Origin of the sequence: Salmonella sp. WC3 (assembly GCF_042932255.1) — a bacterium.
Lineage (GTDB): Bacteria > Pseudomonadota > Gammaproteobacteria > Enterobacterales > Enterobacteriaceae > Salmonella > Salmonella enterica.
The window spans coordinates 1110950-1126469 of sequence record NZ_CP170629.1 but is presented as its reverse complement, the minus strand read 5'-3'; the positions used below and the strand labels follow the sequence as shown (position 1 = coordinate 1126469).

Sequence of the window (15520 nt, the reverse complement as noted above, 5' to 3'; positions counted from 1 at the left end):
CGCAAGGCACGCAGTATAACAGCAAACGTATTCATTCGCGGCATTTGATAAGAAAGCTCATTTTGTGATGACGATCACACATGTTAATTCCTATACTTAATTGCTACTAAAAAATTAACAATTTGGGATGGTGTCTTTTTATGGCAGAAAATAACGCACGATCGCCACGATTACTCGTGACGCTGACGGCCCTCCTTGCAGCACTTTGTGGGCTGTATCTTCTTATCGGAGGTGTCTGGCTGGTTGCTATTGGCGGTTCCTGGTACTACCCCATCGCGGGCCTCGTGATGCTGGTTGTGGCCGGATTGCTATGGCGCAGTAAACGTGCCGCACTGTGGCTGTATGCCGCCCTGCTGCTGGCGACAATGATTTGGGGCGTGTGGGAAGTCGGGTTCGACTTCTGGGCGCTCACGCCGCGTAGCGATATCCTGGTGTTTTTCGGCATCTGGCTAATATTGCCGTTTGTCTGGCATCGGCTGGTGGTTCCTTCCAGCGGCGCAGTGGCGGCGCTGGTCGTGGCGCTGCTGATTAGCGGCGGCATTCTGACCTGGGCTGGCTTCAACGACCCGCAGGAGATCAACGGTACGCTTCGCGCCGACGCCACGCCCGCCGCAACAAGTTCGTCGATCGCCGACGAAGACTGGCCGGCCTATGGACGTAATCAGGAAGGCCAACGCTATTCGCCGCTGAAACAGATCACTGCGGATAACGTTCACCAACTGAAAGAAGCGTGGGTCTTCCGCACCGGCGATCTGAAACAACCCAACGATCCGGGCGAAATCACCAACGAAGTGACCCCGATTAAAGTCGGCGATACGCTTTATCTGTGTACGGCTCACCAGCGTCTGTTCGCGCTGGACGCCGCCAGCGGTAAAGAGAAGTGGCATTTTGATCCTCAGTTGAAGACCGATTCGTCTTTCCAGCATGTGACCTGCCGCGGCGTCTCTTATCATGAGGCCAAAGCGGATACCGCCTCGCCGGAGGTCATCGCCGACTGTCCGCGCCGTATTATCCTCCCGGTCAACGACGGTCGCCTTTTCGCGGTGAATGCCGAAACCGGCAAGCTGTGTGAAACCTTCGCCAACAAAGGCGTCCTGAATCTGCAAACCAATATGCCGGATACCACGCCGGGACTGTATGAACCGACGTCGCCGCCGATTATCACCGATAAAACAATTGTCATTGCCGGTTCGGTCACGGATAACTTCTCTACCCGCGAAACGTCCGGCGTTATCCGTGGTTTTGATGTTAATAGCGGTAAACTCATGTGGGCCTTCGATCCGGGGGCGAAAGATCCGAACGCGATTCCAGCCGATGAGCACGCTTTTACCTTTAACTCGCCGAACTCCTGGGCGCCTGCCGCCTATGATGCGAAACTGGATCTGGTCTATCTGCCGATGGGCGTGACCACGCCGGATATCTGGGGCGGTAACCGCACGCCGGAGCAGGAGCGTTATGCCAGCTCCATCCTGGCGCTGAATGCCACCACCGGGAAACTGGCCTGGAGTTATCAGACCGTCCATCACGATCTGTGGGATATGGACCTGCCGGCACAGCCGACGCTGGCAGATATTACCGTTGACGGTACTACCGTTCCGGTTATCTATGCGCCAGCGAAAACCGGTAATATCTTTGTGCTCGACAGACGTAATGGCGAGCTGGTCGTGCCCGCTCCGGAAAAACCGGTCCCACAGGGCGCGGCAAAAGGCGATTACGTCACCAAAACTCAGCCGTTCTCTGATTTAACCTTCCGCCCGAAAAAAGATCTCTCCGGCGCGGATATGTGGGGCGCGACCATGTTCGACCAACTGGTGTGCCGCGTCATGTTCCACCAGTTGCGCTATGAAGGTATCTTCACCCCGCCATCCGAGCAGGGGACATTGGTATTCCCTGGCAACCTGGGGATGTTTGAATGGGGCGGTATTTCCGTCGATCCAGACCGTCAGGTCGCTATCGCTAACCCGATGGCGCTGCCGTTTGTCTCGAAGCTGATCCCACGCGGCCCGGGTAATCCAATGGAACCGCCGAAAGACGCGAAAGGTACCGGTACAGAAGCGGGTATTCAGCCGCAGTACGGCGTACCGTTCGGCGTCACGCTGAATCCGTTCCTTTCGCCGTTTGGTTTGCCGTGTAAACAACCGGCCTGGGGCTATATTTCCGCGTTGGATCTGAAGACCAATGAAATCGTGTGGAAGAAACGTATAGGGACGCCGCGCGACAGTATGCCGTTCCCGATGCCGGTTCCGGTGCCGTTCAACATGGGGATGCCCATGCTGGGCGGGCCAATCTCAACCGCCGGTAACGTGCTGTTTATCGCCGCGACCGCCGACAACTACCTGCGCGCTTATAACATGAGCAACGGGGAAAAACTGTGGCAGGGACGTTTACCCGCCGGAGGCCAGGCAACGCCGATGACCTATGAGGTAAACGGTAAGCAGTACGTGGTCGTTTCTGCCGGAGGCCACGGTTCGTTTGGTACGAAGATGGGCGACTATATCGTGGCCTATGCTTTGCCTGACGACGCGAAATAACCATTAATGCCCGGCGTATGCCGGGCATTGTGCCGGGTGCCGGGTGGCGGCTTCGCCTTACCCGGCCTGCGTCGCAGACATCGGTCAGACCGTAAATCCTAACATCATTCCCGTATCTTCATGTTCTAACAGATGACAGTGCGCCATATAGGCATGTTCCTTCGGCGCGTCGTGATCGAACTTGACCAGCACTTCGCTGATACCACCCTCAACGCGTACCGTATCCTTCCAGCCCGTTCTGTGCGCCGCTGGCGCTTTGCCGTTCTCTGACAAAATACGGAACTGGGTGCCGTGAATATGGAAAGGATGCAGCATCATGTCACCCACGCCGGAAATCACCCAACGTTCATGTCGGCCTTTTTGCGCCGCGAACATCGGTTTGTTCATATCAAAGACCTGGCCGTTGATAAAGTTAGCGTTATGGAAGTCGAATTTTCCGCCGTGATTCATATTGCCCATCGCGCCATGATTCATCCCGCTGTGATCCATGTTGCCATGATCCATCTCGCCATGCCCCATATTGCCGCCCTGCATATGCGCGTTCATGCTGTCATGATCCATGCCGCTCATCGCCTGAGCGCCATATTTCTTCATCAGCATTTGCATCCCCATCATATCAAGACGCGGGTCCATCGACAGTTTCAGGTTGCGCACCGTCAGCCCTTCCAGCGACGGCAGCGCCGGCATCGTCGTCAACGTATCCGGCAGCGTACCGGAGGCGGTAATCCGCAGCGGCTGGATACGCATCACCGGATGCGGTTTATCAAACGGAGCGATCGCCATTCCCATCTGGCTGACCGGCAGCGTCACCAGGTCAAAGGCTTTCCCGTCGCTGATATCCACCAGCACTTCAAAACGCTCGCCCATTAATAACGGCAGTTCGGTGACTTTCACTGGCTCCGCCAGCAGGCCGCCGTCGCTGGCGATCACATAAAGCGGGCGATTATCGCTGGCGGCGATATTCAGAGAACGCGCATTACAGCCATTTAGCAAGCGCAGACGTAGCCAGCCTTTCGGCGCGGAATGCTGCGGATAGATCGCGCCATTGGTCAGCAGCGTATCGCCAAACCAGCCGACGGCGGCGGTCATAATATCCAGTTGATAATCAATCTGGCCATCGGCGGAGAAACGTTTGTCCTGAATGATCACCGGTACATCGTCGATGCCCCACTGTTTCGGCAGGCGCAATTTGCGAATCTCGTCATCTTCAATCAGCACCAGTCCGGCAAGGCCCATCGCCACCTGGCGCCCGGTTTTGCCGTGTTTGTGCGGATGAATCCAGCAGGTCGCGGCGCGTTGCTGCGGCGTAAACGTCACCGTGCGGGTTCCGCCTGCGGGAATAATCCCCTGCGGACCGCCGTCGACGATGCCTGGAATCTCCAGACCATGCCAGTGAAGCGTCGTGTCTTCGGCCAGTTGGTTATGGATATCAACGGTCACGCTTTTTCCTTTGTGAAGCTGTACCGCTGGCCCCAGCAAATTACCGTTGTAGCCCCAGGTTGTCGCGTTCTTACCAGCGAATGTGGACTGTCCGGCTTTAACAATTAACTGCATACGGTTGCTCGCATCTGCCGTTAACAGGTCAGGAATAGGCAACGCGGGACGTTCGGCGGCAAAAGCGGCGCGGCTCCACAGCGGCAGCGCTGATGCAACCCCCAGCGCCACTGAATATTTTAAGAAATCACGGCGTAACATAATCATTTCCTTATAATGAACAGGCGGGTGTCTAAGCTTAGACCCTGCCCTAACGGGAAGGTCAAGCCAGCAACACGTCTTTACCATTCCTGACAGCAATACAATAAGAATGAAAACGCCGCGACCAATCCTGATAATAAAAGTCGTCGCTACGTTCTCAGTATGCTAACGTTGACTTTCCCTGATGCCGTGGTAGAAGCAATGAAGACGTTTTTCAGACCCGTGTTGTTTGGCAGCCTGATGGCCTTATGCGCAAATAGCTATGCGCTTACTGAATCCGAAGCTGAAGATATGGCCGATTTAACGGCGGTTTTCGTTTTTCTGAAAAATGACTGTGGTTACCAAAATTTACCCAACAGTCAGATTCGGCGTGCGCTGGTCTTTTTTGCCCAGCAAAATCAGTGGGACCTGAGTAACTACGACACCTTCGATATGAAATCGTTGGGCGAAGACAGCTACCGCGATCTTAGCGGCATCGGTATTCCGGTCGCTAAAAAATGCAAAGCTTTGGCCCGCGATTCTCTGAGCCTGTTAGCCTACGTTAAATAATCCTCCGTGATCCTATTGCTGAAATAATGACCGTGCATCCACGGTCATTGTTAGCTATGATGTTGCGCCCTTTTTTTACGGGTGTTAACAATGGAGGTATCAGCCAATGGCCGAAAATACGATGTGGCATGAAACGCTACACGACCAGTTTGGTCAGTACTTTGCCGTAGACAACGTTCTGTATCATGAAAAAACCGATCACCAGGATTTAATCATCTTTGAAAACGCCGCTTTTGGCCGCGTGATGGCGCTGGACGGCGTGGTACAGACCACCGAACGCGACGAGTTTATTTATCATGAAATGATGACCCACGTCCCGCTGCTGGCGCACGGTCATGCGAAACACGTTCTGATTATCGGCGGCGGCGACGGCGCAATGCTACGTGAAGTTACCCGGCATAAAAACGTCGAAACCATCACCATGGTAGAGATCGACGCTGGCGTAGTCTCGTTTTGCCGCCAGTATTTACCCAACCACAATGCCGGCAGCTACGACGATCCGCGCTTTACGCTGGTAATCGACGACGGCGTGAATTTCGTCAATCAGACCCATCAGACCTTTGATGTGATCATTTCCGACTGTACCGATCCGATAGGCCCCGGCGAAAGCCTGTTTACCTCCGCCTTTTATGAAGGCTGTAAGCGTTGCCTGAATCCGGGCGGCATTTTTGTCGCCCAGAACGGCGTGTGCTTCCTGCAGCAGGATGAAGCGCTCGACAGCCACCGCAAGCTGAGTCATTACTTCAGCGATGTCGGCTTCTACCAAGCGGCGATTCCGACCTATTACGGCGGCATTATGACCTTCGCCTGGGCGACGGACAACGACGCTCTTCGCCACCTGTCGAGCGAAATTATTCAGGCGCGTTTTCATGCCGCCGGACTCAAATGCCGCTATTACAACCCGGCTATTCATGCCGCTGCATTTGCGCTACCGCAATATCTACATGACGCACTGTCCGCACAGTGACGTTAAGGAGGTGATAAAAATTGAAAAAGCTGAAACTGCATGGCTTTAACAATCTGACGAAAAGCCTGAGTTTTTGTATTTACGATATCTGCTACGCCAAAACCGCAGAAGAGCGCGATGGCTATATCGCCTATATCGATGAACTCTATAACGCCAACCGACTGACCGAGATCCTGTCGGAGACCTGCTCCATTATCGGCGCGAACATCCTGAACATCGCCCGTCAGGATTATGAACCCCAGGGCGCCAGCGTCACGATTCTGGTGAGCGAAGAGCCAGTCGACCCGAAACTTATCGATCAAACCGAACATCCCGGCCCGCTGCCGGAAACCGTGGTGGCGCACCTCGATAAGAGCCATATCTGTGTGCATACCTATCCGGAAAGCCATCCGGAAGGCGGGCTATGCACCTTTCGCGCCGACATCGAAGTGTCAACCTGCGGGGTGATTTCACCGCTAAAAGCGCTCAATTACCTGATCCACCGGCTAGAGTCCGATATTGTCACCATCGATTACCGCGTGCGCGGCTTTACGCGCGACGTCAACGGTATGAAGCACTTTATCGATCATGAGATTAATTCTATTCAGAATTTTATGTCGGAAGATATGAAGTCGCTGTATGACATGGTGGATGTAAACGTGTATCAGGAAAATATTTTCCATACCAAGATGCTGCTTAAAGAGTTCGATCTTAAGCACTACATGTTTCACACCAAACCGGAAGATCTCACTGAAACCGAACGCCAGGAGATCACCGCCGCGCTGTGGAAAGAGATGCGCGAGATTTACTACGGCCGCAATATTTCTGCGGTCTGATTCACCACTGGCAGCGCCTGACGGCGCTGTCACTCCGGCTGCACCAGCGTTAGCGCAAAAGCGCGCCCTTTCAGTTCAACCTGCGCTGACGGCGGCAGATTGACGTCGGTAATCACGTCATTAAAGCGCTCAAGCGGCACCACATTAAAGAGCGAATGCGCGCCATACTTACTGCTGTCCGCCAGCAACACTTTGCGCTGCGCATTAGCAATAATCTCCTGTTTAAGCCCGGCCTTATCTTCCGTTGGGGTCGTCACGCCCGTTTTTACCCCCCATGAATTACAGCTCATAAACGCGATGTTCGGATACACGCTGCGCAACAGCTTACGCCCATGCTCACCGATACAGGACTGACTGCTGTCATCGATACGACCGCCGACAATCGTCACTTCAATTTGCCGGAACTCAGCTAAAAACAGCGCAATATGCAGATCGACGGTGATGACCCGCAGCGGAAGATGGGTTAAGCATTTCGCCAGCTCCATCATTGTCGTACCGGCATCCAGCACGACGGCATCGCCAGCATTGACCAGCGATGCGGCAACGCGTGCGATCGCCCGTTTTTCAGCAGGCGATCGCAGTTGTTTTTCATTGGTGGTGGGCTGGGCGGGTTCAAAACGCCGCAGCGCCACGCCGCCATGACTACGGCTGATCACGCCCTGCTCATCCAGCTTGATCAAATCGCGACGGATAGTGGCTGGCGATGCGTCAACCGCCTCAACCAGCTGTTCTACCGTAACCAGCGTATGGTTTTTCAGATACGCCACAATGAGATCCAGACGGTGTTGTCCTTTCATAACAGGGAATTATGCCAGTTGCATTGCCAGTTTGATCGATACGGCCATGCTCTCAGATTTTGCTTTTCCCGTCCAGGCGATATCAAATGCGGTGCCATGATCGGCAGAGGTCCGAATAAACGGCAGCCCCGCGGTGATATTCACGCCATCATAAAAGCCAAGCAATTTCAACGGGATATGCCCCTGATCATGATACATCGCCACCACCATATCATACTGTCCCTCATAAGCCTGGAGAAATACAGTATCCGGCGGGCACGGCCCATAAACGTCCATACCTTTTGCGCGGGCATCGGTAATGGCTGGCGTCAGGATACGCGTCTCTTCATCGCCAAACAGGCCATTCTCGCCCGCATGAGGATTCACGCCTGCCACGGCGATACGCGGTTTAACGTAACCCACACGCTTGAGGAAAGTATCAGCAATGCCAATCACCGTTTCGACACGCGCGGTACTTAACGTATCAAGGAATTTACGCAGCGCGATATGCGTTGAAACGTGAATCACTTTTAGTTTATCGGTGTAAAGTACCATCGCGTAATCGCGGCTATGGGTCAGGGTCGCGAGCAGCTCGGTATGGCCCGGATAGTTGTGCCCTGCCAGGTGCAGCGCCTCTTTATTCAGCGGCGCGGTAGCGATAGCCTGTACGTCGCCCCGTAACGCTAACTCGGTGGCGCGCTTCACGCAGCGATACGCTAAATCCCCCGCCTGCGCCTGAACTTTCCCGGCCTCCAGCGCCTCCGGCTGCGCCAGCGGCTCATCAATCACATGAATGATGCCGGGCGCAAAACGCGCTTCGGCGACCCGTTCAATGGCCCGTAACTCGACGTTCGGCGTGATGCCCTTCGCCTGTAAACGTTTCAACGTTGCGAGGCATCCAATAACCACCAGCGGCGCGCCGTTGAGACCGTCTTCGCTTAGCGCTTTAACAATAATTTCCGGCCCAATGCCCGCTGGATCGCCCATGGTAATGGCAACGGTTTTAGTCTCCACAATACATCTCCTCAATATAATAAAGCGCGTCACACAACGTACTGTCTGAACCGAATCCGCCCGCTTTGGTAATGACCGGCAGATCGTCAATTTCGCTGTTTACAAACGTTCCACAGGGAATACAGGGCGCCACCTCGCTCTGAATGCGATAACCTTCAGCGCCAAGCACGCCGGCGACGGCGGTAGCGATATCGCCGCCGGTCAGAAACAACCCGCCAATCCGCGCCTGCTCGATAATGTTTAACGTGACGACGCCAAGCCGCTGACTCAGTCGCTCGCCCAATTGCTGACGACTCATCGCGGATTTTTCGCACAGCGCGTCGATTAACTGTCGATCTTCTGCGCGACGGCTGGTGCGTAAAATCGTATGTCGATGCTGACTTAACAGCGCGCAGGCCTGCTCTACGACAGACGCGATTTCCTGTTCCGCGCTATCCGACACCATGCGCGCGGCATCAATATCCACGACCTCCGCACGTCCCCGGCACAGCGCATTATCCACCTGACGTCGCGTGGCTTCGTTCATCTAACCGGCCACCACCAGCACCGGCAGCCGCTGCCGGTCTTGCATAAAAAGTTCAACCGGCAACGCATTCGCCAGACCCGCTGCGCCGACGAGTAGCGGCATCGACGGTTGTTCACACGCCGCTTGCGCAATCAACGTCAGGTCCCGCTCTTCCACCGCATCCACGACGATAATCCCTTCGCCCTCAGCCGCATAAGCCGTAAGTAAGGCGCTTAACCCGCCGCGTCGGACATCCTGCAAAAAGACTTCATACACAGGGATCTCACTTTGCAACGCCACTATCTCGGCAATACGGGAAGAGACAATGGGCGTTTTCGGATCGCTGGCAAATTCGGTTTCCAGTAGCGGGACGCCATTAACCAGACATTTTCCTTCAAGCGTCGTGCGTCCGGCCGCAGGGATCGCGGCGGCGATAACGGCCAGTTTTCGCTGACTGGCGCGCATGGCCGCCGTCACTTCGGCGCCGATATTACCGCGAAATGTGGAGTCGATTTTTTTGTACACCAGCGGCGCTGGCGATGTCTCACACCACGGGGAAAGCGCGGCATAAACGGCAGATGCCGCCTGATCTGCGGGCATCGCCCGGCTTTCGGTGTTAATGACTAACACATCGGCGCGGCGGGACGGTTTTTGCGACGCGCTCAACATAACTTCCGTTCTCGCCCCCTTCTTCGCCAACTGGACGCCGGTATCATTCGATCCGGTAAAATCATCGGCGATAACCATCATTTTCATGCGTTTTTCTCCAAAGAAGCCTGACGCGCCTGTTTTTTCGCAACCCAGGAGGTCAACACTGGCGTCAGGATTGCCGTGGTGATCACCGAGGCGGCAATCAGCGGAGCGGCAGCAGCGGCCACCTCGGCGAGCGAAGGGTCGGCCTGCGCAATAGCCAGCGGCGTCGCAACGGCATTACCCGCGGTGCTGGAGGCCGCCGCCCCGGCAATGCCAGTTCCGCCAACCAGACGATCTGCGCGAATATTAAAGAAACCGCCAACGAACGTTGTCAGCACGCCGAGCAGAATTCCGGCAAGTCCGCCTTGCAGTAACATTTCCAGGTTGATGCCCGCCCCCAGCGCAAAAGCAAAGAAAGGAATGAGCAGCGGGCCGCCTTTGGTCAAAAAATCGCGCATATGAGGATCAAGATTGCCGAGGATCATGCCGACAACCAGCGGAACCAGCACCGCCACCAGCGCCATAATGGGAATGTTCGCCATCCCTGCCGCGCCCAGCGCAATCATCGTAAAGAAAGGGCCATCATTAAGAGACAAAATAGAGATAGCGCCGACGTCGCGCTCATTGCCGAATTCGCCTACCAGCGCAGCATAAAGTCCGCCATTCGAATTGCTCATCGCCGCGATAATCGCCACGCCGCTCAGGCCAAAAATACCCTCCGCGCCGAAAAGATGCTCCACGCTCAGGCCAATCCCGATGGCGACAAGCAACTTAGTGAGCGTAATCGTCCCGCCCTGCAATAACGCCTGGGGCGCGGCTTTCACACTGATACCGGCTCCCATACACAGCAGAAAAGCGCCAATCAGCGGTGCCGCGCCGTTTTTAAATAAGGCAGTGGTAAAACCGCCGATCTCAAGCGCCTGCGGGGCGAAGGTGTTAATGACTGCGCCAATAACGAGCGGTACGACCATCATGCCGCCGGGTACGCGCTCTATTGCTTTTTTGATGTTCATGGTCTTACCGCCTGTTGCTTGTTGTGATTGAATAAAATCATAACGATTATATTAAATCAAATTAAGATCACAAACGCGTCAGATTACAGTTTTAAAATGATTAATAAAAATCAAAAAATCATTCTGCTATAAAAAAGCCGGGATACTCCCGGCTGGAATGTTTGGCGACTTCGTTTCCACTACCGCCCCCAACTGTCCGTCGACTGGCGTTGTGGGACAATAACGAAGAGAGGGTCAGGCTTTACTGACGAATTCCCGATACGCGGCGACGACCCGCAGAAAATCCTCCATGCCGCACAGGGATAAACTCTCTTCATCGTAATAACTCATCCCCTCTTCCATCTCATCGCCGGAAAAATCCAGTTGATTGGCGCGAATCATCACTTCTTCGCCGTCCATCCAGATCGTGTATTCATGCCCTGCTCGTTGCCAGGAGCGTTCGCTGCCTTTGACCGTACGCGCGGCTTGTTCTACTTCATCCAGTAGCGAGAGGTTGTCTTTAACCTCTTCATTAAACCAGTGACCGACCACCTCGTGGCCCATCGACATTCGTACTTTTACCCCTCCGGTAACGTCGCGCAGAAATTCGTAATCCATAATTGTTTTCCTCTGCCCTGGCAATGCGCCAATACCGCATTGCGCCTTAAGGTAATTATCGCAGCACGGTGAAAGAAAAACAGCGGGGCGCACAAAAGATAAAATAAAAATGCCAAAACAGTTTATTATTCATACAGAAAGTCACTCTAGCGCTTCAATATATCTACACGCACTCCGACAAAGTGCTACGTGCCGCACCGTGGGGTATTAAGTCTCCACGATTCACACACTCGCCGTTAGCGAAGCGCGATCTGGAAGAGTATTTATTTAATGAATGTGCTTTTCATATGCAGCCGAAATCAATGGCGCAGCCCCACGGCGGAGCAGGTGTTCCGCCGCTATCCTGGCCTTAGCGTCCGTTCCGCTGGCACCAGCCGCAACGCCAAAAAAAGCGTGTCGTGCGGGTTACTTCAGTGGGCTGACGTTATCTGCGTTATGGAGCAGAAACATAAAGACCGGTTGATGGCTGAATATCGTCGTATTATTGAAAATAAGCCCCTGCACGTACTCGATATCCCCGACGATTATCGCTATATGGACCCTGAACTGGTCAGGCAACTGGAAGAGCTGGTGCCGGAAGTGCTGGGGATATAGGCGTTGCCGCAAGGAAATGTCCATCATCGATCACGATTACATTCACTTACTCTCCGTTAAGCGAAAACTCGACGACAAATTTCACATCAGGCAGCGCGCCGTTTAGATGACCTTTTATTATGCGCCGGAAGAGAGCAGTCATTAAAAACGGCTGCCCCTCATCCAGCTATAGCATTACCAGCCCGGCGTCCCTCTGGCGTTTTTTCAGAAATCATCAATACCCTGCCCACGCCGACGCCTGCTAGTCTTTCAGACGCTTCCTTATCATCCGGGTCGTTGTCATGAAATTGTTGGCTACTTGATAAGCACTTTTCAACTGAACTCCAGCAATGGGCGATATCAGCAGAGAAGCCGTAGTGAGTTGTATTTTTTGTCAGACGGTTGAAGGAAAATTAAGGAAGGATACATTATGTCTGTATTTCGACGAATAATTTATCATAGCGGTTGGTTTATTCTGCTTGGGCCGTTAATAGGCGCAGCCACCGCGATAGGTGTCATAAACTATTCACCCGCCATTATTGGCGGACCAGACTCATTTTTGTTCTGTTTCTACAGAACAATACCAGCATTAGTTATTATTACCGGCTGGATATACAGTCTCCTCCCCGCATGGTTAACCGGTGTCGCCTGCGCGCTGATACCCCTGAAATTATATCAAAAAATAATTAACAGGATGATCCTTTGCGCCATTGCAGGCGGTCTGATCACGACGTTGTTTAATTTGGTGCGATATGGTTTTGACATAAGCATACTACCATTAATATATGGTGAAGTATTGATTATGCTTATTCCAGCGATTGTAGCCGGGGCAATAATGGGCGGGGTAATTACGTATTTGCCGGGGCTACGGGAAGTGAAGCGTAATAATAAATAAGAAGCACCATTCGGGCCCGGAAATCCGGGCCCGTCTCTGTTACACCGCAGTCTGGAAAATCACGCCGTCCGCTTTCTCGGTGTACTGAGAAAGCTGGTCAAAGTTCAGATAACGGTAAGTATCCACCGCCGTCTTATCCACCTGTGCCACGTAGGTCTGGTACTCTTCCGGCGTCGGCAGTTTGCCGATCAGCGCCGCAACCGCCGCCAGCTCCGCAGAAGCCAGGAAGACGTTCGCACCGGTACCTAAACGGTTCGGGAAGTTACGGGTAGAAGTGGAAACCACCGTCGCACCGTCAGCCACACGCGCCTGGTTACCCATACACAGGGAACAGCCAGGGATCTCAATACGCGCACCGCTCTTACCGAACACGCTGTAGTAACCTTCTTCGGTCAGCTGCGCGGCGTCCATACGGGTTGGCGGCGCCACCCACAGGCGAGTCGGCAGTTGGCCTTTATGGTTGTCCAGCAGCTTGCCGGCTGCACGGAAGTGGCCGATGTTAGTCATGCAGGAGCCGATGAACACTTCGTCGATCTTCTCGCCCTGCACGTCAGACAGCAGACGCGCGTCGTCCGGATCGTTCGGCGCACAGAGGATTGGCTCTTTGATATCCGCCAGATCGATGTCGATCACCGCCGCGTACTCTGCGTCAGCATCGGCTTCCAGCAGTTGCGGATCCGCCAGCCATTTTTCCATGCCCTGGATACGGCGTTCCAGCGTACGACGGTCGCCGTAGCCTTCCGCAATCATCCACTTCAGCAGGACGATGTTGGAGGTCAGGTATTCAACGATCGGCTCTTTGTTCAACTTGATGGTACAACCCGCAGCGGAACGCTCGGCAGAAGCATCGGTCAGCTCAAACGCCTGCTCCACTTTCAGATCCGGCAGACCTTCGATTTCCAGGATGCGGCCAGAGAAGATGTTTTTCTTGCCTTTCTTCTCAACGGTCAGCAGGCCCTGTTTGATGGCGTACAGCGGGATGGCATGGACCAGATCGCGCAGGGTGATGCCCGGCTGCATTTTGCCTTTGAAGCGTACCAGCACGGATTCCGGCATATCCAGCGGCATCACGCCGGTCGCGGCGGCAAACGCCACCAGACCAGAGCCCGCCGGGAAGGAGATACCGATCGGGAAACGGGTATGGGAGTCGCCGCCGGTACCCACGGTATCTGGCAGCAGCATACGGTTCAGCCAGGAGTGAATCACGCCGTCGCCCGGACGCAGAGAGACACCGCCGCGGTTCATAATGAAGTCTGGCAGCGTGTGGTGCGTGGTGACGTCAACCGGCTTCGGATAGGCTGCGGTGTGACAGAACGACTGCATGACCAGATCGGCGGAGAATCCCAGACAGGCCAGGTCTTTCAGCTCGTCGCGGGTCATCGGGCCGGTAGTATCCTGAGAACCGACGGAGGTCATTTTCGGTTCGCAGTACGCGCCCGGACGGATACCTTTCACACCACAGGCGCGACCGACCATTTTCTGCGCCAGAGAGAAGCCACGGCTGCTTTCTGCCACGTCTTTTGCCTGACGGAATACATCAGAGTGCGGCAGACCCAGCGCTTCACGCGCTTTGGTGGTCAGGCCACGTCCGATAATCAGCGGAATACGACCACCGGCACGCACTTCGTCGATCAGCACGTCGGTTTTCAGTTCGAAGGTTGCCAGCAGTTCATCGGTTTCATGATTGCGCACTTCGCCTTTGTACGGGTAGACGTCAATCACATCGCCCATATTCAGGTTAGAAACGTCAACTTCGATTGGCAGTGCGCCCGCATCTTCCATAGTGTTAAAGAAGATAGGCGCAATTTTGCCACCGAGGCACAGACCGCCGCCGCGCTTGTTCGGCACGTTCGGGATGTCATCGCCCATGAACCACAGCACGGAGTTGGTCGCGGATTTACGGGAAGAACCGGTGCCCACCACGTCGCCCACGTAGGCCAGCGGGTAGCCTTTTTTCTGCAATGCTTCGATTTGTTTGATGGGGCCGACAACGCCTGGCTGATCCGGCTCAATGCCTTCACGGGCGTTTTTCAGCATCGCCTGCGCATGTAACGGGATATCCGGTCTCGACCACGCATCCGGCGCCGGAGAGAGATCGTCGGTATTCGTTTCGCCGGTCACTTTGAAAACGGTGACGGTGATTTTTTCCGCCAGCGGCGGACGGCTCAGGAACCATTCGGCGTCGGCCCAGGATTGCATCACCTGTTTGGCATATTCATTGCCCGCTTTGGCTTTCTCTTCTACGTCGTAGAAGTTATCGAACATCAGCAGGGTGTGAGACAGCGCTTTGGCCGCAATCGGCGCCAGTTTCGCATCGTCCAGCGCGTCAATCAGCGGATGAATGTTGTAACCACCCTGCATGGTGCCCAGCAGTTCAATGGCTTTTTCTGGGGATACCAGCGGGGAGGTGGTGTCGCCTTTCGCGACAGCAGCGAGAAAACCGGCTTTAACATAAGCGGCTTCATCTACGCCAGGAGGAACGCGGTTGATCAACAGGTCTAACAGGAATTCTTCTTCGCCCACAGGCGGGGTCTTCAGCAGCTCGACAAGCGCAGCCATTTGGGTTGCGTCTAAAGGTTTTGGCACAATCCCCTGGGCAGCACGCTCAGCTACGTGCTTACGGTATTCTTCTAGCACGACGATATCTCCTCGCTCTCATTGTCATAATGCGGCGCTTTTGTTGATGGGCGATTCTCTTCACGCTCCTGTGAGACAGTAGTTAGTAGGGTAAATGCCCGGTACCGCATAAGGCACAATAACAGGATTTTCTTTAAGTGTTAATCTGTTTACAAAAAAGCAACATAAAAAAGTGGCTGAATCGTTAAGGATGGTCTAATGCTCTACTGAGACGGGAGCTGCAGCCATAAATGCTTACCTCATTTCGTGCTTTGATCGTC

The 15520-nt window shown here is 54.3% G+C and carries 12 protein-coding genes and 1 pseudogene; 6 read left to right on the top strand and 7 right to left on the bottom strand.

What is annotated here, in order from left to right; genetic code table 11:
- Window positions 1-140 precede the first annotated feature (140 nt).
- The gene (locus tag ACFK9X_RS05280) at window positions 141-2531 is read left to right on the top strand and encodes a glucose/quinate/shikimate family membrane-bound PQQ-dependent dehydrogenase (protein ID WP_151115771.1); all 2391 of its coding nucleotides are present in this window, start codon (window positions 141-143) and stop codon (window positions 2529-2531) included.
- An 84-nt stretch (window positions 2532-2615) separates the two neighbouring features.
- Here the strand turns inward: ACFK9X_RS05280 and cueO are convergent, their stop codons facing one another.
- Window positions 2616-4226 (bottom strand): multicopper oxidase CueO, encoded by a 1611-nt coding sequence (gene cueO / locus ACFK9X_RS05275; protein WP_000946058.1) that lies wholly within the window; start codon window positions 4224-4226, stop codon window positions 2616-2618.
- A 201-nt stretch (window positions 4227-4427) separates the two neighbouring features.
- On the opposite strand from cueO, the gene ACFK9X_RS05270 reads away from it, so the two are divergent.
- The 3 genes from ACFK9X_RS05270 (at window position 4428) to speD (ending at window position 6557) form a co-directional block, all read left to right on the top strand.
- Window positions 4428-4775, top strand: coding sequence for a YacC family pilotin-like protein (locus ACFK9X_RS05270; protein WP_000846613.1), 348 nt, complete (start codon window positions 4428-4430; stop codon window positions 4773-4775).
- Window positions 4776-4881: 106 nt separating this feature from the next.
- Entirely contained in the window at window positions 4882-5742 is an 861-nt protein-coding gene (gene speE, locus ACFK9X_RS05265; RefSeq protein WP_000829968.1) for a polyamine aminopropyltransferase, read from the top strand.
- Window positions 5743-5762: 20 nt separating this feature from the next.
- On the top strand, window positions 5763-6557 hold the full coding sequence (speD, locus tag ACFK9X_RS05260) for an adenosylmethionine decarboxylase (RefSeq protein WP_151115769.1): 795 nt from the start codon (window positions 5763-5765) through the stop codon (window positions 6555-6557).
- A 29-nt stretch (window positions 6558-6586) separates the two neighbouring features.
- On the opposite strand, the gene ACFK9X_RS05255 is transcribed toward speD, so the two are convergent.
- From ACFK9X_RS05255 to yacL, 5 genes and pseudogenes are all read right to left on the bottom strand, one after another.
- Window positions 6587-7354, bottom strand: a complete 768-nt coding sequence (locus tag ACFK9X_RS05255; RefSeq protein WP_000678254.1) for a DeoR/GlpR family DNA-binding transcription regulator — start codon at window positions 7352-7354, stop codon at window positions 6587-6589.
- A 9-nt stretch (window positions 7355-7363) separates the two neighbouring features.
- Window positions 7364-8347: a D-threonate 4-phosphate dehydrogenase gene (locus tag ACFK9X_RS05250; RefSeq protein WP_000448745.1), complete on the bottom strand. Its 984-nt coding sequence runs from the start codon at window positions 8345-8347 to the stop codon at window positions 7364-7366.
- Window positions 8337-9608 (bottom strand): annotated as a pseudogene (locus ACFK9X_RS05245) (D-threonate kinase). Before ACFK9X_RS05245 ends, ACFK9X_RS05250 begins: the two are co-directional and overlap by 11 nt.
- Window positions 9605-10558: a 2-keto-3-deoxygluconate permease 1 gene (locus ACFK9X_RS05240; RefSeq protein WP_001022091.1), complete on the bottom strand. Its 954-nt coding sequence runs from the start codon at window positions 10556-10558 to the stop codon at window positions 9605-9607. Before ACFK9X_RS05240 ends, ACFK9X_RS05245 begins: the two are co-directional and overlap by 4 nt.
- 234 nt (window positions 10559-10792) lie before the next feature.
- Window positions 10793-11155 carry a protein YacL gene (gene yacL, locus ACFK9X_RS05235; protein WP_000384308.1) on the bottom strand — a complete coding sequence of 121 codons (363 nt, stop codon included), beginning with the start codon at window positions 11153-11155 and terminating at the stop codon, window positions 10793-10795.
- Between the two features lie 270 nt (window positions 11156-11425).
- Between yacL and ACFK9X_RS05230 the strand changes: the two genes are divergently transcribed.
- Together ACFK9X_RS05230 and ACFK9X_RS05225 are read left to right on the top strand one after the other, a co-directional pair.
- Window positions 11426-11749 carry a low molecular weight protein tyrosine phosphatase family protein gene (locus ACFK9X_RS05230; protein WP_001101536.1) on the top strand — a complete coding sequence of 108 codons (324 nt, stop codon included), beginning with the start codon at window positions 11426-11428 and terminating at the stop codon, window positions 11747-11749.
- A 409-nt stretch (window positions 11750-12158) separates the two neighbouring features.
- Window positions 12159-12623, top strand: a complete 465-nt coding sequence (locus ACFK9X_RS05225; protein ID WP_000110442.1) for a membrane protein — start codon at window positions 12159-12161, stop codon at window positions 12621-12623.
- 39 nt (window positions 12624-12662) lie between these two features.
- Here the strand turns inward: ACFK9X_RS05225 and acnB are convergent, their stop codons facing one another.
- Window positions 12663-15260, bottom strand: coding sequence for a bifunctional aconitate hydratase 2/2-methylisocitrate dehydratase (gene acnB / locus ACFK9X_RS05220; RefSeq protein WP_000888953.1), 2598 nt, complete (start codon window positions 15258-15260; stop codon window positions 12663-12665).
- Window positions 15261-15520: the final 260 nt, after the last annotated feature.